Raw genomic sequence first — 24,049 nt, 5'->3', positions numbered from 1 at the left:
ATGGACTTCGACCTGACCATCCGCAATGGCCGCATCAGTACTGATCGCGAGACCTTCCTGGCCGATATCGGCGTCAAGGATGGCGTGATCGTGCGCATCGCGGCGGACCTGCCGCCCGGCCGCGACGACATTGATGCCGCAGGCCGCTGGGTCCTGCCCGGTGGCATCGATAGCCATTGCCACATCGAACAGCTCTCCGGCATGGGCATGATGTGTGCCGATGATTTCTATTCAGGCACGGTCTCGGCCGCTTTCGGCGGCACCACCACCATCATTCCCTTTGCGGCCCAGCATCGCGGCAATCGCATCCCCGACGTGATCGCCGATTATGCGCAACGTGCCCGCGAGAAGGCGGTGATCGACTATGGTTTCCACCTGATCCTGGCCGATCCCGACGAGCAGGCCCTGCAGCACGATTTGCCGCAGGCCATCCGCGATGGCATCACTTCGCTGAAGGTCTACATGACCTACAACGCACTCAAGCTGGACGATTACCAGCTGCTGGACGTGATGGCGCTGGCCGGCCGCGAAGGGGCGCTGGTGATGATCCATGCCGAGAACCACGACATGATCCGCTGGCTCGCCTCGCGCCTGCTGGACCAGGGGCATACGGCTCCCAAGTTCCACGCGGTGGCCCACGATCCGCTGGCCGAGGCCGAAGCCAGTCATCGTGCTATCGCCCTGTCTCGCCTGATCGGCGTGCCGGTCCTGATCGTGCACGTGGCTGGTGCCGAGACCGTGCAGACCATCCGCAACGCCCGGCTGCTGGGCGCGCAGATCTACGCCGAGAGCTGCCCGCAATACCTGTTCCTCACGGCCGAGGATATCGACCTGCCCGGCGTGGAGGGCGCCAAGTATTGCTGTAGCCCGCCGCCGCGCGACGCCAATGCGCAGGAGGCGGTCTGGGCCGGTCTCAAGGATGGCACGCTGGGCATGTATTCCTCGGACCATGCGCCTTATCGTTTTGATGAAAGCGGCAAGTTGCCGCGCGGCGAGGACACCACCTTCAAGGAAATGGCCAATGGCGTGCCGGGGATCGAGCTGCGCCTGCCGCTGCTGTTTTCCGAGGGCGTGCAGAAGGGCCGCATCGACATTCACGAATTCGTACGCCTCACCGCCACCAATCACGCCCACATGTATGGGGTGTCGCACTGCAAGGGCAACATCGCCGAGGGACTCGACGCCGACCTGGTGATCTGGAACCCGGAGCGCGAGACCACCATCACTGCCGCTCTCCTGCACGACAACGTGGGCTATACGCCCTACGAAGGACGGCAGATCAAGGGCTGGCCGGAAGTGGTCATCAGCCGTGGCCGCGTGGTGGTCAGCGCGGGTGAACTGAAAGTGGCGCGCGGCTCGGGCCGCTACATCGCGCGCCAGTGTCCGGAGCCGGCCAGCATTGCGCAGCGGCCGACACGCAGCCATCTGCCGGGTCTGCTCGGCCTCAAGGGAAAGGCATGGGAATCGCAATGAGCAACAAGCACAATCGCTTCGGCCTGGCCGTGGCCCAGATGGGACCGGTGCAACTGGCCGAGGACCGGACCACGGTAGTGCGCCGCCTGCTGGAGATGATGCGCGAGGCCGCCGCCCGTGGCGCGAAGATGGTGGTGTTTCCCGAACTGGCACTGACCACCTTCTTCCCGCGCTACTGGATGGAAGACCAGGCCGAGATCGATGCCCGTTTCTTCGAGTCCGAGATGCCCGGCCCGCAGACCCGGCCGCTGTTTGATCTGGCTGCGCAGCTGGGGATCGGCTTCTACCTGGGCTATGGTGAACTTACACCCGATGGCCATCACTACAACACCGCCATCCTGGTGGATGACCAGGCCAGGATCGTGGCGCGCTATCGCAAGATCCACCTGCCCGGACACAGCGACCACAAGCCCGATGCGCCTTTCCAGCATCTGGAAAAGAAGTACTTCGAAGTCGGCAACGATGGCTTCGGTGTCACCGACATGCTGGGTACCCGCATCGGCCAGTGTCTGTGCAATGACCGCCGCTGGCCCGAGACGTATCGGGTCATGAGCCTGCAGAGTGCACGCATCGTCGCGCTGGGCTACAACACGCCGTCCTGGAACATCCACTGGAACGAGCCGCCGCACCTGCGCATGTTCCACCACCTGCTGTCGCTGCAGGCCAATGCCTACCAGAACGGATTGTGGGTGGCCGCCGCTGCCAAGTGCGGGTTCGAGGATGGCTTCCACATGATCGGCGGCTCGGCCATCGTCGCGCCCTCCGGCGAGATCGTGGCGCAGGCGCAGGGTGAAGAGGATGAGGTGATCTTCGCCAGTTGCGATCTGCAACTGGGTGAAACATTTCTGCAGCATGTCTTCAACTTCGCCAAGCATCGCCGTCCGGAACATTACCGCCTCATCGTCGAGCGCACCGGGGCCGGCGAGCCGTTGTCGCCGTCCGAGCTGTCTACCTGAATCACTGTCCACCTTCCACCCAATCGAGGAGTGTTGCGATGTTCCCGTTCCTGGCCCTGCCTTCCAAGTCTTCCCTGAAGTGTTCCCTGCTGGCCGTACTTTCTGCCAGTGCGCTGTTGTCGGCCGGCGCGATGGCGCAGAGTGGTCCGCTGCGTACCGGTGTGGATGCCACCTTTGCGCCGCATGCCATGGTCAAGCTGGGCGGTGGCCTGCAAGGCTTCAACATCGACCTGGGCGAAGAACTGGCGCGCCGCCTGGGCCGCAAGATCGAGATCGAAGGCACCGAGTTTTCCGGCCTGGTACCGGGGCTCAATGCCAAGAAATATGACTTCGTGCTGGCGCCCGTGACGGCCACCCCCGAGCGCGCCAAGTCCATGCTCTTCACCGAAGGTTATCTGGATACCGACTACACCTTCGTCATCAAGAAGGGCGCCGCCCCCATCAATGCGCTGGACGACCTGAAGGGCAAGACCATCTCGGTCAACAAGGGCTCGGCCTATGAGCTGTGGGCACGCGACAACGCACCCAAGTACGGCTTCAAGTACGACGTCTATGGCAACAACGCCGATGCGGTGCAGGCCGTGCAATCCGGCCGTGCCGATGCCAACCTCGCCGGCAGCACCGTGGCCGCCTGGGCCGCCAAGCAGAATCCGGCCGTGCAGACCTCCTACACCGTCAAGACCGGCCTGGTGTGGGCACTGGCCTTCCGCCTGGATGACAAGGCCGGCCGCGACGCCGCCGGCATGGCGCTCAAGTGCATGAAGCAAGACGGCACGCTGGGCAAGATCGCGCAGAAGTGGTTCGGCTATAGCCCGGCGCCAGATGCCACCGTGGTCAAGGTCGGCGTGGGGCAGGGCGTGCCGGGCCTGGATGGCTACGACCCGACGCCCGTGACGCTCAAGTGCAAGTGAGCCCGCAGCACCGCGCCCGGATTGCCCGAATCGCCTGAACGAACCGAGACTGATGCCGCCATGAACCTTGCCGCACCCATCCTTGAAATCGTCGGCCTGCACAAGTCCTATGAGGGCAATACGGTCCTGCGCGGGATCGACCTGCGCGTGCGGCCGGGCCAGTTGATCTGCGTGATCGGCCCGTCCGGTTCGGGCAAGAGCACCATGCTGCGTTGCTGCAACCGGCTCGAAGAACCCAGCGCCGGCCAGATCGTGGTGGACGGCGTGGACATCATGCACGCCCGCGCCGACCTCAATGCGATCCGCCAGAAGGTCGGCATGGTGTTCCAGCAGTTCAACCTCTATCCACACATGAGCGTGCTGGGCAACGTGATGCTGGCCCTGAAGAAGGTGCAGAAGCATTCCCAGGCCGAGGCCGAGCGGCGCGCGCGGCGGGCCCTGGAGCAGGTGGGGATGCTGGAGAAGGCATCAGCCTTCCCCGGCCAGCTTTCCGGCGGCCAGCAGCAGCGCGTGGGCATCGCCCGCGGCATCGCACTGGAACCCAAGGTGATGCTGTTCGATGAACCGACCAGCGCGCTCGATCCCGAACTGGTCGGCAGCGTGTTGCAGGTGATGCGTCAACTGCGCGAAGCCGGCATGACCATGCTGGTGGTCACGCACGAAATGGCCTTTGCCCGCGCGGCGGCCGATCGCGTGGTCTTCATGGACGGTGGCGTGATCGTCGAGGAAGGACCGCCCGAGCAGATCTTCGGCGATCCGCAGCAAGCCCGCACCAAGGCCTTCGTGGCGCGCTTTGCACAGCACGGCTGAACCATGGAGCAATTCCTCTTCACCTTCTTCAACGCCGAGATCGCCGCCCGCTACTGGCCCGACATCCTGCGCGGCATGGGCGTGACCGTGCTGCTGAGCCTGGTCGTGATCGTCTCCGGCCTGCTGCTGGGCCTGCTGCTGGCGGTGCTGCGCGCTACCGGCAAGCGCGGCCTGGTGTGGCTGGTGGTGGCCTTTGCCGATGTGATGCGGGCCTTGCCGCCGCTGATCCTGATCATCGTGCTCTTCTTTGCGTTTCCGTATATCGACCTGGCCATGTCGTCCTTCACCGCGACCTGGCTGGCGCTGACGCTTGTATTGGCCGCCTATGCCGAAGAGAGCATCTGGGCCGGCATCGCTTCCTTGCCGCGCGGGCAGAGCGAGGCGGCCCGCTCGACCGGGCTGTCCTGGGGGCAGACCATGGCCGCCGTGATCCTGCCGCAGGCCTTGCGCATGGCCGTGCCGCCGCTGACCAACCGCGTCATCTCGATCACCAAGAATACGGCGCTGGGCTCGGTGGTGGCCTTGTCCGAAATTCTCAACACGGCCCAGGCCGCCAGCAGCAATGCCGGCAATCCGACCCCGCTGATGCTGGGAGCGGCAGCCTACCTGCTGATCTTCATTCCGGTGGTCTTGTTGGCGCGCTGGCTGGAAACGCGCTGGCGCTGGAAACGATAGGAGAGGGCCATCATGGATGCCTTGCTGCAGAATTTCTTCAACCTGGAGGTGTACCGCCAGGTCCTGCCCTTCCTGCTGGGAGGCTTGTGGACCACGGTGTGGCTGTCGCTGCTGGTCATTCCGATTGGTGTGATCTCGGGTTTGCTGCTGGCCTTGCTGGCGACCCAGAGCCGTTCGCGCACGGTGCGCATTGCCGTGGCGGTATATGTGGACTTTTTCCGTTCCTTCCCGCCGCTGGTGCTGCTGATCCTGATCTATTTCGGCGCGCCGTTCCTGGGGCTGGAACTGCCCAAGCTGCTGGCGGTGGCGCTGGGCTTCATGCTCAACAATTCCAGTTACTTCGCCGAGGTGCTGCGCGCCGGCATCGAGAGCGTTCCCGGCGGACAGATGGAAGCGGCGCGCTCCACTGGTCTCTCGCGCGCCCAGGCGCTGGCGTATGTGGTGGTTCCCCAGGCGGTGCGCAACGCCTTGCCGGACCTGGTGGGAAATGGCATCGAAGTCATCAAGCTCACCACCATTGCCAGCGTGGTGGCGCTGCCCGAACTGCTGCGCGTGGCGCGCGATGCCCAGTCGCTGGTCTACAATCCTTCGCCCATCGTGCTGGCGGCCTTGCTTTACCTGGCGCTGTTGCTGCCGCTGGTGCGCTGGCTGTCGTGGCTGGAGCACCGCGGCCGCGCCCTGCATTGAGGAGGCGGCCGGCGGCGCGACTTCAGGCCGGGCTCAGCAGGGCAGTCGTGCTGCCAAAGCCGGGTTCACGAGAAACAAGCGGCGCCAGCGCTGGCGGCTCGATACGAAATACCGACACGGCCTGTCGCAGGCTGTCGGCCTGTTGCGCCATGGATTGCGCCGCGCTGGCCGATTCTTCCACCAGCGCTGCGTTCTGCTGCGTCACTTCATCCATCTGCGAGATGGCGATGTTGATCTGGCTGATGCCCGAGCTCTGTTCGCTGGACGCCGCCGTGATTTCGCTCATCAGGTCATTGACCTGCTGGATCGACTGCACCACCTGGCTCATGGTCTGGCCGGCCTCGTCGACCAGTTTCTGGCCTGCTCCCACGTGCTGTACCGACGACTCGATCAAGCCCCGGATTTCCTTGGCCGCCGAGGCACTGCGCTGGGCCAGCGAACGCACCTCGGTCGCCACCACTGCGAAGCCGCGGCCCTGTTCGCCGGCACGAGCGGCTTCCACGGCGGCGTTGAGTGCCAGGATATTGGTCTGGAAAGCGATACCTTCCACGGTCGAAATGATCTCGGTGATCTTGTTGGCGCTGTCGGAAATATCCTTCATGGTATCGACCACACGTTCCACCACCTCGCCGCCCTTTTGCGCATGCAGTGAGGCAGAGCGCGCCAGCTGGTTGCCCTGGCCGGCGTTCTGGGTGTTCTGCTCCACGGTGGAGGTGATCTCTTCCATGCTCGACGCAGTTTCTTCCAGCGACGCCGCCTGCTCTTCGGTACGGCGCGACAGATCCAGGTTGCCTACCGCGATCTGGCCGGCGGCGGTGGAAATCGACTCGGCCGAACGCTTGATGCCATCGACGATGCTGGTCAGCTGGGCGCGCATGTTCTCCAGCGAGGCCATCAGGCTGCTGTGGTCACCCTTGGCCAGCGGGATAGTCACGGCCAGGTTGCCCTGGGCGATCTGGGCCGCCAGTTCCTGGGCATGTGCCGGTTCGCCACCGAGCTGGCGCAGCACGCTGCGCACGATCAGGAAGGCTGCGCCCAAGGCCAGCAGTACCGCAACGGCCACCAGCGTCCAGGTGGTGGTCAGGATGCCACTGTAAGTGACGTCAGAGTCGGCAGCCGCCTGGGCGTTGAGCTTGTCTTCGAAACTGCCCAGTTCATCCAGGTTGTCCAGCCATTTGGCCTGGACCGGGCGGATCTTCTGGACCAGCAGGCTGGTCACTTCCGCCGTCTTGTTGTCCTGGGCCAGCGCCACGGCCTGGGCCAGCAGTGGCTCGGTCTCGGCGGCGTTCTGCGCGATCCGATCAAAGAGTTCATGTTCCTTTGGCGTCGTCCCCGGCTGTTCAAAGAGCTTGGCGAGCTTGGTGCGCGCCTCCTGGTAGGACTTTTCCTGCACCTTGATGCGATCGATCTCGCGCTTGATCAGCGCCGGATCCTGGAACAGCGCAATGTTGCGGATGGCCAGAGCACGGACGCGCACGCTGGTGTTCATCTGGTCCACCATCGAACCCTGCTGGTTGTTGACGATGATGTCGGACAGGTTGCCCTTGACCGTGGACATGCCCCACACGCCGACGAGAGAAATGACGACCAGCAAGACGACAACGCTGGCAAAGCCCAAGGCCAGGCGGGTGGATACTTTCAATTTGTTCATGGAAAAGCCCCTCTAGATGTAATTTGCTTCCGATCAGGTTGCAAGACCCCCTCAGACCTGCCATGGCTGTGGCCGCCATGTACAGGGTGAATGAAATTCCCGTATATAAATGATGCAATTACACATTTTTACGCGGCCTATATGCCATGTTCGTTTAATTGCATGCAGGTTGTGCAACTAATTGCCTGCTTTATGACGATATGCACGGATCTTGTAACGTTATTGAGTTGACTCATCCAGAAAAGATCCGTCAAGTTGTGATTATTTTTCCGTGATATCGATTCAGTTGCTTTCTCATGGCATTTCCACGACAAGCACGGGGAAGCCCGGCGTAATGCCCAGCGTCGCGTAGCCGCGACAGGCGCCAACGCAGTGCAAAGCTGCACCGTACTTTGGTGGCGACGGGAGATTTTGGGGCGACGAAGTTTGTCCTGCCTGACATAAACCCGGTCAGACGGGGCTTTCGAGCCTGGTATGCAATTTGCTTTTTGCTCTGAAACGGTTTTTATATAAACCATCAGTTTATATATGGAACAAAATAAGTTATTCCGCGCCGAGATATCTGCTATATTGGCGTTGAATATCTCCCATATATAAATTGTTGTTTCATATATGGAACGTTTCCGCGCCCGGCAGGAGACACCCGTCCATCAGAGGCGGCAGCCGGGAAGACTAGCTGGGGCGCAATCGCGTGCCAGGGCAAAGAGCAGAGGCAACATGATCGAAATCGAATTCCGCAAGGTCGGCAAGCGTTTTGTCGATCGCCAGACGGCACAAGCACGGGCGGCCGTCACCAATGTCAATCTGTCCATCAAAAGTGGCGAGGTGGTCTCCATCATCGGTCCCTCGGGCTGTGGCAAGAGCACGCTGCTCAACATGGGGGCCGGCCTGTACCTGCCCAGCGAGGGCGAGGTCTTCGTCGGTGGCGAGAAGGTGACCAAGCCGGTCCGCAAGGTGGCCTTCATGCTGCAGAAGGATTTGCTCATGCCCTGGCGCAATATCCGCGCCAACGTCACCCTCGGCCTGGAGATCGATGGCATGCGCGAGGCCGAACGCCGTCGCATCGCCGATGAACTGCTGGCCAAGTGCCACCTCAAGGGCTTCGAGGAGCATTACCCGTACCAGCTCTCCGGTGGCATGCGCCAGCGCGCCGCGCTGGCCCGGACGCTGGCGGTGGATCCGCAGGTGCTGTTGCTCGATGAGCCTTTCTCTGCCCTGGATGCGCAGACCAAGATGGTGCTGCAGCAGGACCTGGCCAAGATGCTCTACGAAAAGAAGAAGACCGCGCTCTTCATCACCCACGACCTGGTGGAAGCCATCGCCCTGTCGGACCGTCTGCTGGTCATGAGCGAACGTCCCGGCACCATCGTCGAGGAAATCGAAGTCAACCTGCCGTTCCGCGACAACCCGCTGGAGCGTCGCAAGCTGCCCGAGATCGGTCCGTTGCAAGGACGCCTGATGGAACTGCTCAAGGTGGGCAAAGAGACCGCCGAGCTCCACTGATTTCACGCTGCATCTTCACCCGTTTTCACCCGTCAACAGAGAGACCTCAAGGGAGAGCCAGAAACATGAAGAACCTGTTTGCATCCGCCGCCAGTGCACTTGCCCTGGTTGCCGCCGTCGGCGTGACCGTCGTTCCGGCAGTGGCCCACGCGGCCCCGGAAGAAGTGACCTACCTGCTGCCCGCGCCCCCCAATTCACCAGCCTTCGCCCCTTGGGTGCTGGCCCAGCACAAGGGCTATTACGCCGACGAAAATCTCAAGGTCAGTTTCATCGTCGCCAAGGGCGGCGTTGACGTGGCCAAGCAGATCGGTGCCGGCAATGCCGTCATCGGCGGTGCCATCGGGGATACGCCCATCGTGGTACGTGCCAACGGCATTCCGGTGAAGGCCATTGCCGTGCTGGGGGCAGGTTCCGTCACCATGGTGGCGGCCAATCCGGCCGATGGCATCAAGACCCTGAAGGATCTGAAGGGCAAGACAGTGACCGTCATGTCCTATACCGACACCACCTATTACGCCTTCCTCGGTAGCCTCAAGACTGCCGGACTGTCCAAGACCGATGTGCAGATCCAGGCCGCCGGTCCCGCCGGCGTGTGGCAGCTCTACACCTCGGGCAAGTCGCAGGGCTTTGCCGGGGTGCCCGACTGGGTGGTCAATGCGACCGATGCCGGCGCCAAGCTGGAGCTGCTGGACAACGGCGGTTTCAAGAGCATGGCGCAGGCCATCCTGGCCTCGGATGACACCATCAAGAAGAACCCCGAACTGTTGAAGCGGCTGGTGCGCGCCACCCTGCGCGGCATGCAGGACATCATGAAAGACCCCAAGGCGGCTGCCGATGACTATGTCGCCGCGCTGCCCAGCTACAAGGGCAAGGAAGCCAGCATCCAGGCCACCTTCGAGATGTACGACAAATACGTCTATGCCAACCAGAAGACCCTGGGCCAGATCGACCCGGCGCGCATGGATGCGGTGCAGAAGTTCTACGTCAGCGAAGGCATCGTGAGCAAAGCCACGCCGCTCAATGAACTCTTCACCAACCAGTTCGTGGGAGTGGCCAAGTAATCATGAACACCACGACAGCCAAAGACCTGACCATGTCCAGTTCCGAGCCATCCGCTGTACCCGCGACCCAGCCGCGTCGTCCGCTGTTCAGTGAGAAGGCACGTACCGTATGTGGCAGCCTGGTGCTGCTGGTGCTCTTCATCGCCGCCTGGCAATGGGGGCCCGGCATGCTCGGCCTGCCCGAATACATCCTGCCCAATTTCATGCAGGTCGTGCGTGAGGGCGTGGTGATGTGGAACAACGCACAACTGCTGCAGCACTTCGGTGTGACTGCCATGGAGGTGGTGTTCGGTTTCCTCTTCGGGGCCTTGCTCGGCTTGGCCGTCGGTGTGGCGCTGGGCCTCTCGCCGCGTGCCGAAGCCATGCTCTCGCCCTACATCCTGGCACTGCAGATCGCGCCCAAGGTCGCTTTTGCGCCGCTGTTCGTGATGTGGCTGGGCTACACCATCTATCCCAAGATCATCGTGGCGGTATTGATCGTGTTCTTCCCCATCATGATCAACGTGCTCTCGGCCATCCGTACCGTCGACCCCGATATGGTCAACCTGGTGCGTACGCTCAACGCCGGGCGCTGGCAGATTTTCCATCTGGTGGAGTTTCGCTCGGCACTGCCGGCACTGTTCTCGGGGCTGCGTATCGCCTCCACGCTGTCGGTGATCGGCGTGACCGTGGGCGAGCTGGTCGGTGGCAACCAGGGTCTGGGCTATCTGCTGGTGGATGGCGAAGGGCAGGGCAACACCGCCGCCGTCTTCGTCTCCATCGTCGCCCTGACCCTGATCGGCGTAGTCACCTACGGCGCGGTGGTCTGGGCCGAACGCAAGGTGCTGCACTACCTGCCCAAGGTCCATACCAGCACCGTCTGAGCTTGATGGCGATTTCCCGACAGGACACAGGAGCATGAACATGTCAGCAGCAAGCACGGCGACTCTTTTGGCAGGACGACGCATTCTGGTCACTGGCGCGGCACGCGGCCTCGGCCTGGCGTTCGTCGAAGCCCTTGCCGCCGCCGGGGCCAGGGTGGCCATGGCCGATATCCTGCAGGACACCCTGGCGGCTGCGGTCTGCACGTTGCAGCAACGCGGTCTGGCCGTCGAGGGTTTCACGCTGGACCTGGCGGATCCGTCATCGGTGCAATCCTCTGCGCAGGCCGCCATCGCATGGCTGGGGGGACTTGACGGGCTGGTCAACAACGCCGCCATCACCAATTCCGGTGGCAGGAGCAGCGAGCAACTGGCGCTGGAGATGTGGGACCGCGTCATGGACGTCAACGTGCGCGGTACCTGGCTCATGACCAATGCCTGCCTGCCGGCCTTGCGCGCCTCGGGGCGTGGCGCCATCGTCAATCTTTCTTCGGACACGCCATTGTGGGGCGCGCCCAATCTGCTGGCCTATGTCGCCAGCAAGAGTGCGGTCATCGGCATGACCCGCTCGCTGGCGCGCGAACTGGGCGGCGACAATATCACGGTCAATGCCGTGGCACCCGGCCTGACCCTGGTGGAGGCGACCGAGTACGTGCCGCAGGCGCGTCATCAACATTACCTCGATGGCCGCGCCCTGCAACGAGATCAGTTGCCGGAGGATGTGTGCGGTGCCGTGGTGTTCGCCCTGTCGGATCTGGCGCGTTTCTTTACCGGCCAGGTAATGGCCGTCAATGGCGGATTCGTGATGCACTGAAGCTGCCTGCAGGGCAGGTGCTGGACCCGGATCAATTCAGAACCAATTCAAGGAGAAAAGCATGACCGATATGTCCGAACAGGAAAACATGGGCCGCAGCTGGGACCGCCCGGCCGGCGCCAGCTTTGCCGACTGGATGGAGTCGCGCGTGGCGCGCCTGTCGACCCGCACGTACGACTGGAATGCGCTGAAGTTCCAGGCCGACTACGACCCCAAGTATCGCCGCGCCCAGATGCGCTACATCGGTACAGGCGGAACCGGGGTGGCGCAAGATGCCAACGTGATTCCATCCGAACACTTCACCTTCTCGACCATGATCATCCCGGCCGGCCACGAAGGTCCCTCGCATCTGCACATCGATGTCGAGGAAGTGTTCTTTGTCCTGCGCGGCAAACTCAAGCTGGTACTTGAGAAGGATGGCGAACGTTTCGAAACCATCCTCACCGACCGCGACGTGGTGTCGGTGCCGCCAGGGGTGTATCGCGAGGAAATCAACATCGGTGACGAGGATGCCCTGATGTGCGTGATGCTGGGCGCCAAGAAGCCCATCACGCCGACCTATCCGCCCGAGCATCCACTGGCCTCGATCAAGCGCTGAAGACAGAGAGACCGACCATGAACGCCACGTTGCCCGCCGGATCGGATGACAGCCTGCATGCCTGGCTGGCACTGCTGGCCCGTCATTTTCCCGAGCAGCACGTTGCCGTGCCAGGCGGGCAGGTCAGCTATCGCGTCGGCGGGCGCAGCGACAACGAGCGGGTCGTGGTCCTGCTGCATGGCATCAGCTCCGGCGCGGCCTCCTGGCTCAATACGGCGTTGGCGCTGGCCGCCGATGCCCGCGTGATCGCTTGGAATGCGCCCGGCTATGGCAGCTCCACGCCACTGCCGATGGCCGTGCCCAAGGCGGACGATTATGCCCGGCGTCTGCAGCAGATGCTGGCGGCGCTGGAGATCACGCAGTGCGTGCTGGTCGGTCACTCGCTGGGGGCCTTGATGGCGGCCGCCTACCTGGCCCACGGTGATGGTCGGGCACGCTGCACCCTGCTGGCCGACCCGGCCCAGGGCTATGGCGCGGCCGGTCAGCAAGAACGGTCTGCGCAGGTGCGCCGGGAGCGCCTGGACGCCTTGCAGCGGCTGGGTGTGGCTGGTCTGGCCTCGCAGCGCACGCGCCTGCTGTCGGCACAGGCCAGTGAAGAACAGCACGCCTGGGTACGCTGGAACATGCAGCGGCTCGATGCGCAGGGCTATACCCAGGCGGTGCTCTTGTTGTGCGGTGATGATATCGCGACTTATCTGCAGGCAGCGCCACGACGGGGGGTGTCGGTGGCCTGCGGTGCAGAAGATATCGTCACCACCCCGCAGGCCAGTGAAGGGCTGGCCCGGCAGTTTGAACTTCCCTTTCAATTGGTGGACGGCGCCGGCCATGCCTGCTATATCGAGCAGCCGTCGTCCTTTGCCGCGCTGGTGCGCGCGCAGTTCACCTCAACCAACCAGAACAGATAATCATCATGAACAAACCAGTGATGCCAGAAGAAGAGTCGCAAGACAAGTACTCCGTCCCCGGCCTGGAACGTGGCCTGCGCCTGCTGTGCGAATTCAGCCGCCAGGACAAGACCCTCTCCGCTCCCGAGCTGGCGCGCCGCCTGGACATTCCGCGCTCCACCGTGTTCCGTCTCTTGGCCACGCTGGAACGCATGGGCTTCGTCGAGCGCGCCGATGGCGGGCGTGACTATCGTCTGGGCATGTCGGTACTGCGCCTGGGCTTTGAATATCTGGCCTCGCTGGAGCTGACCGAGATCGGCCGCCCGCTGCTGGAGCGCCTGCGCGACGAGATCGGCTACTCCTGCAACCTGGTGGTGCGCGATGGCCGTTCCATCGTCTACGTCGCCAAGTCGGTCACCCAGACCGCCTTCACCAGCCACGTCAACGTCGGTACCCGCCTGCCCGCGCATGCCACCGTGCTGGGCCGCGTGCTGCTGGAAGACCTGACCCTGCCGCAACTGCGCACTCTGTATCCGGAAGAACACCTGGAAGTCTTCTCCAGCAACACGCCCAAGACCGTGGTCGAGCTGTTCGACATGGTGCAGGCCGACAAGGAGCGCGGCTTCGTCTTGCAGGAAGGCTTCTTCGAAACCAGCATTTCCACCGTCGCCGCCCCGGTGCGCGATCATTCCGGCAATGTGGTGGCGGCGCTGGGTGCGACCATTCCCTCACCACACATCGACGCCAGCCAGCTGGACGTGATCGTGGCCCGGGTCCGCGAGACCGCCGCCGAACTCTCGCGCCTGCTGGACCATGCGCCCGAGCGTGGCGCCAAGGTCGTCAACATGTGGCGAGGCTGAGATGCCCATGACTTCTCTTCAGGGCAGGGTGGCCGTGGTGACCGGTGGTTCCTCCGGCATCGGCCTGGCCACCGTGGAACTCTTGCTGGAAGCCGGTGCGGCGGTGGCCTTCTGCGGCCGCGATGGCGAGCGCCTGAAGCAGGCTGAGGCCGCGCTGCGTGAACGCTATCCCCAAGCCCGACTCTACAGCGCGCCCTGTGACGTGCTGGCGCAGGAGCAGGTGCAAGCCTTTGCAGCCTCGGTGGAAAGCACGCTGGGCCCGGTCTCCATGCTGGTCAACAACGCCGGACAGGGACGCGTCTCGACCTTTGCCGACACGGCCGATGAGGCCTGGAGCGAAGAGCTGCGTCTGAAATTCTTTTCGGTGATCTACCCCACCCGCGCTTTCTTGCCGCAGTTGCAGGCCATGAGTGCGCGAGATGGCGATGCCGCCATCGTCTGCGTCAACTCGCTGCTGGCCACGCAACCCGAGCCGCACATGGTGGCGACCTCGGCGGCCCGCGCCGGAGTACACAACCTGGTGCGTTCGCTGGCCACCGAACTGGCCGGCGGCGAAGCCGCACGCGTACGCGTCAACGGCATCCTCATCGGCCTGGTGGAGTCGGGCCAATGGCGCCGCCGCTACGCTGCCCGTGGCCCGGAGCAGCAGGATCAGAGCTGGGCCCAATGGACCGCTGCGCTGGCCGCCAGAAAACAGATCCAACTCGGCCGTCTCGGCCTTCCCCGGGAAGCCGCGCAGGCGATCGTGTTCCTCGCCACGCCGCTTTCCTCGTACACCACAGGCAGCCATATCGATGTTTCAGGAGGACTTTCCCGCCATGCCTAATACCCAACCCCAAGTCACCGTCGGCTGCGCCATTGCGGCTTTCCTCGAGCAGTGCGGCGTGAAGGCTGCCTTCGGTGTGATCTCGATCCACAACATGCCCATCCTCGATGCCTTCGGCGAGCGCGGCAAGATCCGATTCATTCCGGCGCGCGGCGAAGCCGGCGGCGCCAACATGGCCGATGCCTACGCCCGTACCACCGCTGGCCTGGGCGTTTGCCTGACCTCTACCGGCACCGCCGCCGGCAACGCCGCCGGTGCCATGGTCGAGGCACTCACCGCCGGTACGCCCCTGCTGCACCTGACCGGCCAGATCGAAACACCCTATCTGGACCAGAGCCTGGCCTACATCCATGAAGCACCGGACCAGTTGAGCATGCTCAAGGCCATCTCCAAGGCGGCCTTCCGCATCCGCAGCGTCGAGACTGCCATCAGTACCATCAAACTGGCCGTGCAGACGGCGCTGACGCCGCCCATGGGCCCGGTCTCGGTGGAGATTCCCATCGACATCCAGGCGGCCATGATCCCCATGCCGATCAACCTGCAACCGCTGGCTATTCCGCAGAGCGTACCGTCGGCGCGCGCGCTGGATGAACTGGCCGAGCGTCTGATGAAGGCCAAGCGTCCACTGCTGTGGCTGGGCGGCGGTGCCCGCCATGCCGGTGCACAAGTACAGCGCCTGCTGGATCTGGGCTTTGGCGTGGTGACCAGTACCCAAGGGCGCGGCATCGTGCCCGAGGATGACCCACGCTCGCTGGGCGCATTCAACCTGCACAAGCCGGTGGAGCAGTTCTACCAGAGCTGCGATGCCATGCTCGTGGTCGGTTCGCGCCTGCGCGGCAATGAAACCCTCAAATATGAACTCAAGCTGCCGCGCCCGCTGTACCGGGTCGATGCTGACCCGGCGGCCGAAGGCCGCTGCTATACCAGCGACTACTTCGTCTGCGGAGATTCGGCGCTGGTGCTGGCCGGGCTGGCGGACCGTCTGGCGGCGCTGAAGGTCGATCCGGCCTTCATGGGCGATCTGGGCAAGGCGCGCGAGATGGCCGTGCATGGACTGGTCGATGGGCTCGGCCCCTACAGTGCCCTGGTGGAGCAGTTGCAGCAGAGCGCCGGTCGTCAATTCAACTGGGTGCGTGACGTGACCGTCTCCAACAGTACCTGGGGCAATCGCTATCTGCGCATCTTCGATCCGCGCGCCGGCGTGCACGCCCTGGGTGGCGGCATTGGTCAGGGTCTGGCCATGGGCATCGGTGCGGCCATCGGCGCGGCGGTCACGCGGTCGGGCAAGAAGACCTTCACCCTGGCCGGTGACGGCGGCTTCATCCTCAATCTGGGTGAGCTGGCCACGGCGGTGCAGGAACAGGCCGACATGGTGATCGTGCTGATGAATGACAAGGGTTACGGCGTCATCAAGAACATTCAGGATGCGCAATACGGTGGTCGCCGCCACTACGTCGATCTGCACACGCCCGATTATGCCCAGCTGTCTTCGGCGCTCAAGCTGCGGCACCAGCGCGTGGGCAACCTGGGCGAGGTGGCGGCTGCACTGAAGGAGGCCTCGTCTGCACCGGGCCCCTTCCTGCTGGAGATCGACATGCTGGCCATCGGCAGTTTCAAGACTGCCTTTGCCGGACCTCCGGTCAACGAGAAGGAAAAGGCCGCTGCCGCCGCTGCTGCCGTGGTTGCCGCTGCGGCCACTGCGGCCACGGCATAAGGAGAACGGCATGTTGCACGTATCGATGATCGGATGCGGCGCCATTGGAGTGGGCGTCATGGAAATCCTCAAAAGCGATCCCGAGGTCGCCTTCGACATGGTGGTGGTGCCCGAGGCCCACATGGACCACGCCCGCAGCGCCGTCTCCACGCTGGCCCCTTCGGCGCGGGTGGCCTCGCGCCTGGGGGAGGAACGTCCCGACCTGCTCATCGAATGCGCGGGCCACCAGGCCATCGGCGAACACATCATCCCGGCGCTGGAGCGCGGTATCCCCTGCATGGTGGTTTCCATCGGTGCCCTGTCCGAGCCCGGCCTGGTCGACAAGCTGGAAGCCGCTGCCCGTGCCGGCCGCACCCAAGTGCAACTGCTCTCTGGTGCAATCGGTGCCATCGATGCCCTGGCGGCGGCCAAGGTCGGCGGTCTGGACGCGGTGGTCTACACCGGACGCAAGCCACCGCGCGCCTGGAAAGACACGCCGGCGGAGACGGCCTTCGATCTGGATGCCTTGCAGGAAGCGACCGTGATCTTTGAAGGCAGTGCCCGCGAGGCCGCGCGCCTGTATCCCAAGAATGCCAATGTCGCGGCCACGCTGTCGCTGGCCGGGCTGGGCCTGGACCAGACCCGGGTACGGCTCTACGCCGACCCCGGCGTGAGCGAGAACATCCACCACGTGGAGGCCAGCGGTGCCTTTGGCGGCTTTGAGCTGACCATGCGCGGCAAGCCGCTGGCGGCCAATCCCAAGACATCGGCGCTGACCGTCTACAGCGTCGTGCGCGCCCTGGGCAATCGTGCCCATGCGCTCTCGATCTGAACCGGGGCAGGAGAAAAGAACCATGTTGAATCTGAACGATATCCAGCCCATCTGCATCGCCGGTCAATGGCGCCTGGGGGGCGGGGATCGGTATGCCACGCTCTATCCGGCCACCGGCGAAGCCGTGGCGAGCCTGCACGCAGCCAGCGTAGCCGACGTGGAGGAAGCCATCAGCGGTGCTGACCGGGCGTTTCGTACCAGCGGCTGGGCGCAGAAGAAAGCGCATGAACGCGCTGCCGTGCTCTATCGCGTGGCGCAACTGATCCGCGAGAACGGTGAGGCGCTGGCGCAACTGCAGCGCCTGGACAACGGCAAGCCCATCAGCGAGACGCGCAATCTGGTAGCCAGTGCCGCTGCCACCTTCCAGTTCTTTGCCGCTGCCTGCGAGACCCTGGAAGAAACGCTCACCCCCATGCGCGGCGACAATCTCACCATGAGCGTGCATGAGCCCATGGGAGTGGTGGCCGCCATCACGCCGTGGAATTCGCCCATTGCCAGCGAGGCACAGAAGATGGCACCGGCGCTGGCGGCCGGCAACGCGGTGGTGGTCAAGCCTGCGGAAGTCACGCCGCTGGCCGCGCTGGCGCTGGCGCGTCTGTGCATCGAGGCCGGCGTACCTGCGGGCCTCATCAGCGTACTGCCGGGCAAGGGCTCGGTCATCGGTGATGCCATCACCCTGCATCCCCTGGTCAAGCGCGTCTCCTTCACCGGCGGCACCACGACCGGCAAACACATCGCCCACATTGCCGCCGACAAGATGATGCCGGTATCGCTGGAACTGGGCGGCAAGTCGCCGACCATGGTGTTCGAGGATGCCGATATCGATCATGCCGTCGCCGGTGTGCTCTACGGCATCTTCAGCAGCTCCGGTGAATCCTGCATCGCCGGTTCACGCCTGTTCGTGGCGCGCTCCTTGCATGAAGCCTTCATGGAGCGCCTGGCCGCCGGTGCGGCCGCCCTGCGGGTGGGCGATCCGGCCGACGAACGCACCCAGATGGGACCGCTGATCACCGCCCGTCATCGCGAGGGCATCGAGCGCTACGTCGACATGGGCGTCACCGACGGCGGCCGCATCCGCACTGGTGGCGTGCGCCCCAAGGGCGCAGCCTTCGAGCGTGGCTACTTCTATACGCCAACCATCATCGAGGGACTGCGCAATGATCAGCGCATCTGCCAGGAAGAAATCTTCGGTCCGGTGCTGGTCGCCATGCCCTTCGACGATGAAGAGGATCTGATCCGGCAGGCCAATGACAGCGTCTACGCCCTGGCCGCCGGTATCTGGACGCGCGACTACAAGCGCGCCTGGCGCGTGGGCCGTGCGGTACAAGCCGGCAATGTCTGGATCAACACCTACAAGCAGTTCTCGATCTCGACTCCCTTCGGCGGCTGGCGTGACAGCGGCCTGGGACGCGAGAAGGGGCGATTGGGCATCCTGCAGTACATGGAGCAGAAGGCCATGTACTGGGGCCTGAACGAACAGCCGCTGCCCTGGGCCGGCTGAACACGGATTGGAGAGTCACATGGACGTATTGGGTATCGATGAAATCATCTACGGCGCAGACGACCTGCCGACCTGCCGCCGGTTCTTCCTCGACTGGGGCATGGCGCTGGTAGAGGAGAGTGCCGCCGGGCTGGTCTTTGAATCGCACAACGGCTGCCGTGTCATCGTGCGCGACAGCGCCGACCCCAGCCTGCCCCCGGCCATCGAAGCCGGTCCGACCCTGCGCGAAGTGGTCTGGGGCGTCTCTTCGGCGGCGGTGCTGGACAAGTTCGCCAGTCGTATCAGTGGTCTGCCTGGCTTCGTCAACGATGGTCAGCGCGTGGGCTGCACCGATCCCAACGGACTGGCGGTGCGCTTCCAGGTCTCGGTCAAGCGTGAGGTGGAGGTGCAATGCGCCCGTATGAACACCTGGAACGAGAAGAATCGCATCAACCAGCGCAGCCCCATCTACGAGCGCGCTGCGCCCATCGAAGTGGGGCACGTGGTGTTCTTCGTCAAGGATGTGAAGGCTTGTGAAAAATTCTATTGCGAGCATTTCGGCTTCGTCCCTTCCGACCGCTATCCGGAACGCGGCGCCTTCCTGCGTTGCGCCGACGTCGGCGGCCATCACGACATCTTCCTGCTGCAACCGCCCGAAGCGCGCGCCGGACTCAATCACGTCGCTTTTACCGTGCGCGATATCCACGAGGTCTTCGGTGGCGGCATGCACATGTCGCGTCAGGGCTGGGATACGCAACTGGGGCCGGGCCGCCATCCGATTTCCTCGGCCTATTTCTGGTACTTCAAGAATCCGGCCGGTGGCCTCATCGAGTATTACGCCGACGAAGACCAGCTCGATGCGCACTGGGAGCCGCGCGACTTCGAACCCGGCCCGACCGTGTTTGCCGAATGGGCCATCGATGGCGGCATCGACGGCAACACCCGGCGCCAGAAAAACGCCCAGGGGCCGAGCGGCAAATTTCTGACCGACCGCGCGCCGGCCGGCAAGTAAGACATTTCACGAAAGGAAATCCAGATGTCCTTCAAGATCGGAATCCTCGGTGCCGGCATTGGCGGCCTCACGGCAGCCATCGCCCTGCAGCGCGCCGGACATGAGGTAGTGGTGTATGAACAGTCGCGCCAATTCCTGCGCGTGGGCGCAGACATCAACCTGACCCCCAATGCAGTGCGCGCACTGGATGGCCTGGGCATCGGCGAGGCCGTGCGCCGGACCGCCGCGCGTCCCACCCATCGCATCAGCCGCACCTGGAATACCGGCGAGGAAACCTCGCGCCTGGCCATGGGCGATACCGCCGAACAGAAATACGGTGCGCCGCAGTTGACCATCCATCGTGCCGATCTGCTGGCCGCGTTGGCCGACGTGTTCCCGCTGGAGCAGGTGCGCTTTGCCAAGCGTGCTGAAACGATCCGGGAGGAGGGCGATGGCATTGTCCTGCACTTCACCGATGGCAGCGAGGATCGTGTCGATGTCCTCATCGGCGGCGACGGCATTCACTCCGCCGTACGCACTGCCATGTTCGGCGCGGAAAGTCCGCGCTTCACCGGGGTGGTGGCTTTCCGCGCCGTGATCCCGGCAGCGAAGGTGGCCGCTGTGCCCAACCTGCAGGCCTTTACCAAATGGTGGGGACCGAATCCGGAAAGCCAGATCGTCACCTTCCCGTTGAATCGCGGCCAGGACATCTTCATCTTTGCCACCACCGCTCAGGAAAGCTGGCATCTGGAATCGTGGACCACGCCGGGCAACGTGCAGGAACTGCGCGACAGCTATGCGGGCTTCCATCCGGATGCCACAGCCCTGCTGGACGCCTGCGATGAGGTGCTCAAGACCGCCCTCTACGAACGCGATCCGCTGCCGGCCTGGGCCAAGGGCAATATGGTTCTGCTGGGCGATGCCTGCCATCCCATGATGCCCTTCATGGCACAGGGGGCTGGCATGGCCATCGAAGACGCGGTGGTGCTGGCGCGTTGCCTGGCCAGCGTCGCTGCGCTGGACGACGTGCCTGCCGCCTTGCATCGCTACGCGCAACTGCGCATGGAGCGCGCCTCGACCATCCAGATCGGATCACGTGGCAACAACTGGCTGCGTGAAGGCGGCAATGCCGACTGGGTGTATGGCTACGATGCCTGGCAGGTGCCGCTGCAGCCACAAGCTGAAGTCGTCACTGCATGAAACAAGGAGCGCCAGTGAATCCGGAAACCTCCGCCGACACCATGCTGCTGACCATCGTCCTCAAGCATGACCAGTCCATGAATCTCGAGCAGATCCAGGCGCACATGAAACAGGTGGACTGGTGGGAGCGTTTTCCCGTTGAAGGGACCCGCGTGGTGTCCTGGACCGTGGCCATGGGCCTGGGCCAGATCGTCACGCTGGCGCTGCCACCGGCGCTGCTGCCGCAAGTCAATGTCGAACTTGAGCGCTCGGCCTGGGGCGTGTTCCGTACCGAGTGCTATCCCACTTACGATTTTGTTCCCGTGCGCGAACGCATCCGCGAGCGCGTCAGAAATGGAGGCCAATGATGGTTGCAACTGTTACCGATATCTATCTCAACCCGCACCAGGCGCGCCGCCGCCCGCCGACCCAGTTCGAGGACCTGCTGGGCGACTCCATCGAGCGCGCCTACGCCGCCGGTATCCATGAATTGAGTGCGCTGGTGGCGCATCTCAATCGTACCGGCCCGAGCTGCCCCTACAACGCCGGTATCTGGACCGAAGCCAACTACCAGGAAGAGATCGCCCGCCTGGCCGCCTGAGGACCATCGTCCATCGCCAGCCTGCCAGCCCTAACAGGAGAGACCCGAAATGAGAACTGCCGCCCATGATCCCGTCGATGCCGTCCTGGCCGTCGGCCTGAAAGACCTGTGGTATCCGATCTGCCCGTCCGAGTTCGTGGCTGAAAAGCCGGTCTCGCTGCGCCGCCTGGGCAAGAAATTCGTGTTCTGGCGCGAGCCCTCGGGCAAGCTGCATGCGCTGGAAGACCACTGCCCGCATCGCGGTGCGCCGCTGTCCATGGGCATTCCCATGGGCGACCGTATCGCCTGTGGTTATCACGGCGTGCAGGTGCGCTTCGACGGCGTGGTCACCAGTGTGCCCGGCAGCCCCGGCTGCAAGCTGGAAGGTGCCAAGGCAACACGGCGCTTCCACGTGACCGAAGCGGCCGGTGCCATCTTCCTCTACAACAGCCTGGAGGATGTCGATACACCGCCGCCGCTGCGCCTGCCGGAAGAACTGACCAGCCCCGAGTATTCCAACTTCCTCTGCTACACCGAATGGAAGGGCGACTACCGCTACGTGCTGGACAATGTCATGGACCCGATGCACGGCACCTTCCTGCACAAGCAGTCGCACTCCATGGCCGAGGGCGACAATACCGCCAGCTTCGGCATCCGCGAGACTGACATCGGTTTCGTCTTCGAGAAGGAAGGCCAGCGCGACGTCAACTTTGACTGGACCGAATGGGGCGATACCGGCCTGCACTGGATGCGCCTGGCCATTCCCTATCCCAAGACCGGTGGCCCCGGCGGCAGCTTCGTCATCATCGGCAGCTACACGCCCATCGTGGACAACATCGCCGCCGTCTTCCACTGGCGCTGCCGCAAGCTCTCGGGCTGGCAGCGCGACACCTGGCGCTTCCTCTATCGCAACCGCCTCGAAGCACGCCACTGGAACGTGCTGGAGCAGGATCGTGTGGTGCTGGAACTGATGGAGCCCGATGCCAACCAGCGCGAGATGCTGTACCAGCATGACATGGGTATCGTGCGCCTGCGTCGTCATCTGCGCGGGCTGGCCAAGGCCCAGCTGGCACGCGAGGAAGAACTGGCCGCAGCCAAGGCTCCGGTCCGCGCGGCATGAACGACGCCACCCACGCGCCCGTCGTGCGCCATGTGCAGTGCGCCAGTGTGCCGGAGTTGGCATCGGCTACCTGGTCCAACTGCCTGGTGATCGGCGAGGACATCATGATGTCCGGCATGACGGCGCATCCGGCCACACGCCAGCAGACCTTGGACACCTACCGGCAGACGCTGGTGGTGCTGGGCAAGATCGCCGACCTGGTGCGCGCTGCCGGCGGTACGCCGGGCAGCATCACCAAGCTGGTGATCTACCTGACCGATATCGCGCACAAGGACGAGGTTGGACGTGCGCGCCGTGACTTCTTCGGTGAGCACGGTCCGTATCCCTGCTCCACGCTGGTGGAAGTCAGCGCCCTGGTGTTTCCGGAACTGACGGTGGAGATCGATGCGTATGCCCGTCTGGGTGTGGATCTGCGGCGCGCAGAGCGCATGACCGCGTGACCGCATGAGCTTGTTTGAACGAATCTGATTTGATGGTGGTGCATTCATGAGCAGTCCTCTTCTTTCCGTCCGTGTACAGGCCATGCGCTGGGAGGCGCAGGGTGTCGTGAGCGTGGAACTGTGCCTGCCCGACGGCGGCGAGTTGCCGGCCTTCGAGGCGGGCGCGCACATCGACCTGCATCTGGGCAATGGGCTGGTGCGCAGCTATTCGCTGTCGAACTCACCGCTCGAGCGTCATCGTTACGTGGTGGGCGTACTCAACGACCGCAGCAGTCGTGGCGGATCGCGCTACGTACATGAACAATTGCGGGTCGGTAGCACGTTGTCGATCTCGGCACCGCGCAACAATTTTCCACTGGACGCATCGGCGAGCCTGTCGGTGCTGATTGCGGGAGGCATCGGCATCACGCCGATCTCCTGCATGTATCACCACCTGCGCGCCCAGGGCAGGGAGGCAGTGCTGCACTACTGCGCCCGCTCGCGCAAGGAAGCTGCCTTCACCGCGCAGTTGCTGGGACAGCCCGGCGTGAGCAGCCATTTCGACGACGAGGCCGGTGCACCGCCGGACCTGCGTGCGGTGCTCGCGGCCTATCCGAAGCAGGCGCATTTCTATTGCTGCGGTCCGACCCCCATGCTCAATGCCTTTGAAAGCCTCTGCGAAGAACTGGGTTTGCCCAATGTGCACATCGAGCGCTTCGCCGCCGAGAAGCTGGCACCCGTGCAGAGCGGCAGCTATGTGGCCGAACTGGCGCGCAGCAAATCCAGCCTCACCATCCCGGCCGGCAAATCGCTGCTCGATGCCCTGCTCGATGCCGGCATCGCGGTCGATCATAGCTGCCGCGAAGGCGTGTGCGGTGCCTGCGAGACGCGCGTACTGGAGGGGGAACTGGATCATCGCGACGGCGTGCTCAGCAAGGCCGAACGCGCCGCCGGCAAGACCATGATGGTGTGCGTCTCCGGCTGCAAGGGACAGCGCCTGGTGCTGGATCTCTAGCCGTTTTCGCGCAAGACCATGCCCGTGCCCAGGCACCGGGCATTTTTTTGAGCCTGAAAAATTTTTGGAACGGCGATCCATAGGTGAAACAAATATCACCGGACCCGGACCACCGGCAAGCCTGCGCCGCCCGCTGACCATGCAGCGGCGGCCTTGCCGGCAGAAGTCACC

At 63.8% G+C, this 24,049-nt stretch carries 25 protein-coding genes; 24 read left to right on the top strand and 1 reads right to left on the bottom strand.

The features are described 5' to 3' along the window. From hydA to ACODSZ_RS00660, 6 genes are read left to right on the top strand one after another with little or no spacing between them, the layout of a single operon-like run. Nucleotides 1-1,473, top strand: a complete 1,473-nt coding sequence (gene hydA / locus ACODSZ_RS00685; protein WP_488926824.1) for a dihydropyrimidinase — start codon at nt 1-3, stop codon at nt 1,471-1,473. Further along, nucleotides 1,470-2,429, top strand: coding sequence for an N-carbamoyl-D-amino-acid hydrolase (locus ACODSZ_RS00680; protein ID WP_175343079.1), 960 nt, complete (start codon nt 1,470-1,472; stop codon nt 2,427-2,429). The genes hydA and ACODSZ_RS00680 overlap by 4 nt, the downstream gene beginning before the upstream one ends. 38 nt (nt 2,430-2,467) lie before the next feature. Beyond that, the gene (locus tag ACODSZ_RS00675) at nt 2,468-3,340 is read left to right on the top strand and encodes a transporter substrate-binding domain-containing protein (RefSeq protein WP_488926823.1); all 873 of its coding nucleotides are present in this window, start codon (nt 2,468-2,470) and stop codon (nt 3,338-3,340) included. A 60-nt stretch (nt 3,341-3,400) separates the two neighbouring features. Next, complete coding sequence (locus tag ACODSZ_RS00670) at nt 3,401-4,150, top strand: amino acid ABC transporter ATP-binding protein (RefSeq protein ID WP_008327042.1); 750 nt, start codon at nt 3,401-3,403, stop codon at nt 4,148-4,150. A 3-nt stretch (nt 4,151-4,153) separates the two neighbouring features. After that, nucleotides 4,154-4,825, top strand: coding sequence for an amino acid ABC transporter permease (locus ACODSZ_RS00665; protein WP_488926822.1), 672 nt, complete (start codon nt 4,154-4,156; stop codon nt 4,823-4,825). 12 nt (nt 4,826-4,837) lie between these two features. Next, nucleotides 4,838-5,512 carry an amino acid ABC transporter permease gene (locus ACODSZ_RS00660; protein ID WP_175343076.1) on the top strand — a complete coding sequence of 225 codons (675 nt, stop codon included), beginning with the start codon at nt 4,838-4,840 and terminating at the stop codon, nt 5,510-5,512. Between the two features lie 22 nt (nt 5,513-5,534). Here ACODSZ_RS00660 and ACODSZ_RS00655 read toward each other — a convergent pair whose 3' ends face one another. Further along, the gene (locus ACODSZ_RS00655) at nt 5,535-7,163 is read right to left on the bottom strand and encodes a methyl-accepting chemotaxis protein (RefSeq protein WP_241821007.1); all 1,629 of its coding nucleotides are present in this window, start codon (nt 7,161-7,163) and stop codon (nt 5,535-5,537) included. A 717-nt stretch (nt 7,164-7,880) separates the two neighbouring features. On the opposite strand from ACODSZ_RS00655, the gene ACODSZ_RS00650 reads away from it, so the two are divergent. The 18 genes from ACODSZ_RS00650 to ACODSZ_RS00565 all read left to right on the top strand — a co-directional run bounded on the left by ACODSZ_RS00650 (nt 7,881) and on the right by ACODSZ_RS00565 (nt 23,878). Continuing rightward, nucleotides 7,881-8,666, top strand: coding sequence for an ABC transporter ATP-binding protein (locus tag ACODSZ_RS00650; RefSeq protein ID WP_008327047.1), 786 nt, complete (start codon nt 7,881-7,883; stop codon nt 8,664-8,666). Between the two features lie 65 nt (nt 8,667-8,731). Beyond that, entirely contained in the window at nt 8,732-9,727 is a 996-nt protein-coding gene (locus tag ACODSZ_RS00645) for an ABC transporter substrate-binding protein (protein ID WP_008327048.1), read from the top strand. A gap of 2 nt (nt 9,728-9,729) precedes the next feature. Then, nucleotides 9,730-10,590: an ABC transporter permease gene (locus ACODSZ_RS00640; RefSeq protein WP_008327049.1), complete on the top strand. Its 861-nt coding sequence runs from the start codon at nt 9,730-9,732 to the stop codon at nt 10,588-10,590. A gap of 40 nt (nt 10,591-10,630) precedes the next feature. Then, nucleotides 10,631-11,401 (top strand): SDR family oxidoreductase, encoded by a 771-nt coding sequence (locus tag ACODSZ_RS00635; protein WP_488926821.1) that lies wholly within the window; start codon nt 10,631-10,633, stop codon nt 11,399-11,401. A gap of 61 nt (nt 11,402-11,462) precedes the next feature. Then, nucleotides 11,463-11,999 carry a cupin domain-containing protein gene (locus tag ACODSZ_RS00630; RefSeq protein ID WP_008327053.1) on the top strand — a complete coding sequence of 179 codons (537 nt, stop codon included), beginning with the start codon at nt 11,463-11,465 and terminating at the stop codon, nt 11,997-11,999. Nucleotides 12,000-12,016: 17 nt separating this feature from the next. Further along, nucleotides 12,017-12,904 (top strand): alpha/beta fold hydrolase, encoded by an 888-nt coding sequence (locus ACODSZ_RS00625; RefSeq protein WP_488926820.1) that lies wholly within the window; start codon nt 12,017-12,019, stop codon nt 12,902-12,904. 5 nt (nt 12,905-12,909) lie between these two features. Continuing rightward, nucleotides 12,910-13,743, top strand: a complete 834-nt coding sequence (locus tag ACODSZ_RS00620; protein ID WP_034350045.1) for an IclR family transcriptional regulator — start codon at nt 12,910-12,912, stop codon at nt 13,741-13,743. 1 nt (nt 13,744) lies between these two features. Then, a complete protein-coding gene (locus ACODSZ_RS00615; protein WP_175343071.1) occupies nt 13,745-14,569 on the top strand; it encodes an SDR family oxidoreductase in 825 nt (274 codons plus the stop codon). Next, nucleotides 14,562-16,283 (top strand): thiamine pyrophosphate-binding protein, encoded by a 1,722-nt coding sequence (locus ACODSZ_RS00610; RefSeq protein ID WP_034350049.1) that lies wholly within the window; start codon nt 14,562-14,564, stop codon nt 16,281-16,283. The genes ACODSZ_RS00615 and ACODSZ_RS00610 overlap by 8 nt, the downstream gene beginning before the upstream one ends. Nucleotides 16,284-16,293: 10 nt before the next feature. Beyond that, nucleotides 16,294-17,094, top strand: coding sequence for an aspartate dehydrogenase (locus tag ACODSZ_RS00605; RefSeq protein ID WP_488926819.1), 801 nt, complete (start codon nt 16,294-16,296; stop codon nt 17,092-17,094). 22 nt (nt 17,095-17,116) lie between these two features. Continuing rightward, entirely contained in the window at nt 17,117-18,595 is a 1,479-nt protein-coding gene (locus ACODSZ_RS00600) for an aldehyde dehydrogenase (protein WP_008327064.1), read from the top strand. A gap of 19 nt (nt 18,596-18,614) precedes the next feature. Beyond that, a complete protein-coding gene (locus tag ACODSZ_RS00595; protein WP_008327066.1) occupies nt 18,615-19,586 on the top strand; it encodes a VOC family protein in 972 nt (323 codons plus the stop codon). Between the two features lie 24 nt (nt 19,587-19,610). Beyond that, on the top strand, nt 19,611-20,765 hold the full coding sequence (locus ACODSZ_RS00590) for an FAD-dependent monooxygenase (RefSeq protein ID WP_175343069.1): 1,155 nt from the start codon (nt 19,611-19,613) through the stop codon (nt 20,763-20,765). Nucleotides 20,766-20,806: 41 nt separating this feature from the next. Then, entirely contained in the window at nt 20,807-21,112 is a 306-nt protein-coding gene (locus ACODSZ_RS00585) for a hypothetical protein (protein WP_034350516.1), read from the top strand. Next, nucleotides 21,112-21,345: a recombinase-like helix-turn-helix domain-containing protein gene (locus tag ACODSZ_RS00580; RefSeq protein ID WP_034350517.1), complete on the top strand. Its 234-nt coding sequence runs from the start codon at nt 21,112-21,114 to the stop codon at nt 21,343-21,345. The genes ACODSZ_RS00585 and ACODSZ_RS00580 overlap by 1 nt, the downstream gene beginning before the upstream one ends. Before the next feature lie 49 nt (nt 21,346-21,394). After that, complete coding sequence (locus ACODSZ_RS00575) at nt 21,395-22,444, top strand: aromatic ring-hydroxylating oxygenase subunit alpha (protein ID WP_008327074.1); 1,050 nt, start codon at nt 21,395-21,397, stop codon at nt 22,442-22,444. Further along, nucleotides 22,441-22,884, top strand: a complete 444-nt coding sequence (locus tag ACODSZ_RS00570; RefSeq protein ID WP_008327075.1) for a RidA family protein — start codon at nt 22,441-22,443, stop codon at nt 22,882-22,884. The genes ACODSZ_RS00575 and ACODSZ_RS00570 overlap by 4 nt, the downstream gene beginning before the upstream one ends. 46 nt (nt 22,885-22,930) lie before the next feature. Next, entirely contained in the window at nt 22,931-23,878 is a 948-nt protein-coding gene (locus tag ACODSZ_RS00565) for a PDR/VanB family oxidoreductase (protein WP_175343068.1), read from the top strand. The last annotated feature ends 171 nt before the right edge of the window (nt 23,879-24,049 follow it).

Source organism: Herbaspirillum sp. FG34 (assembly GCF_057809315.1).
This window is presented reverse-complemented; position numbering and strand designations above follow the sequence as displayed.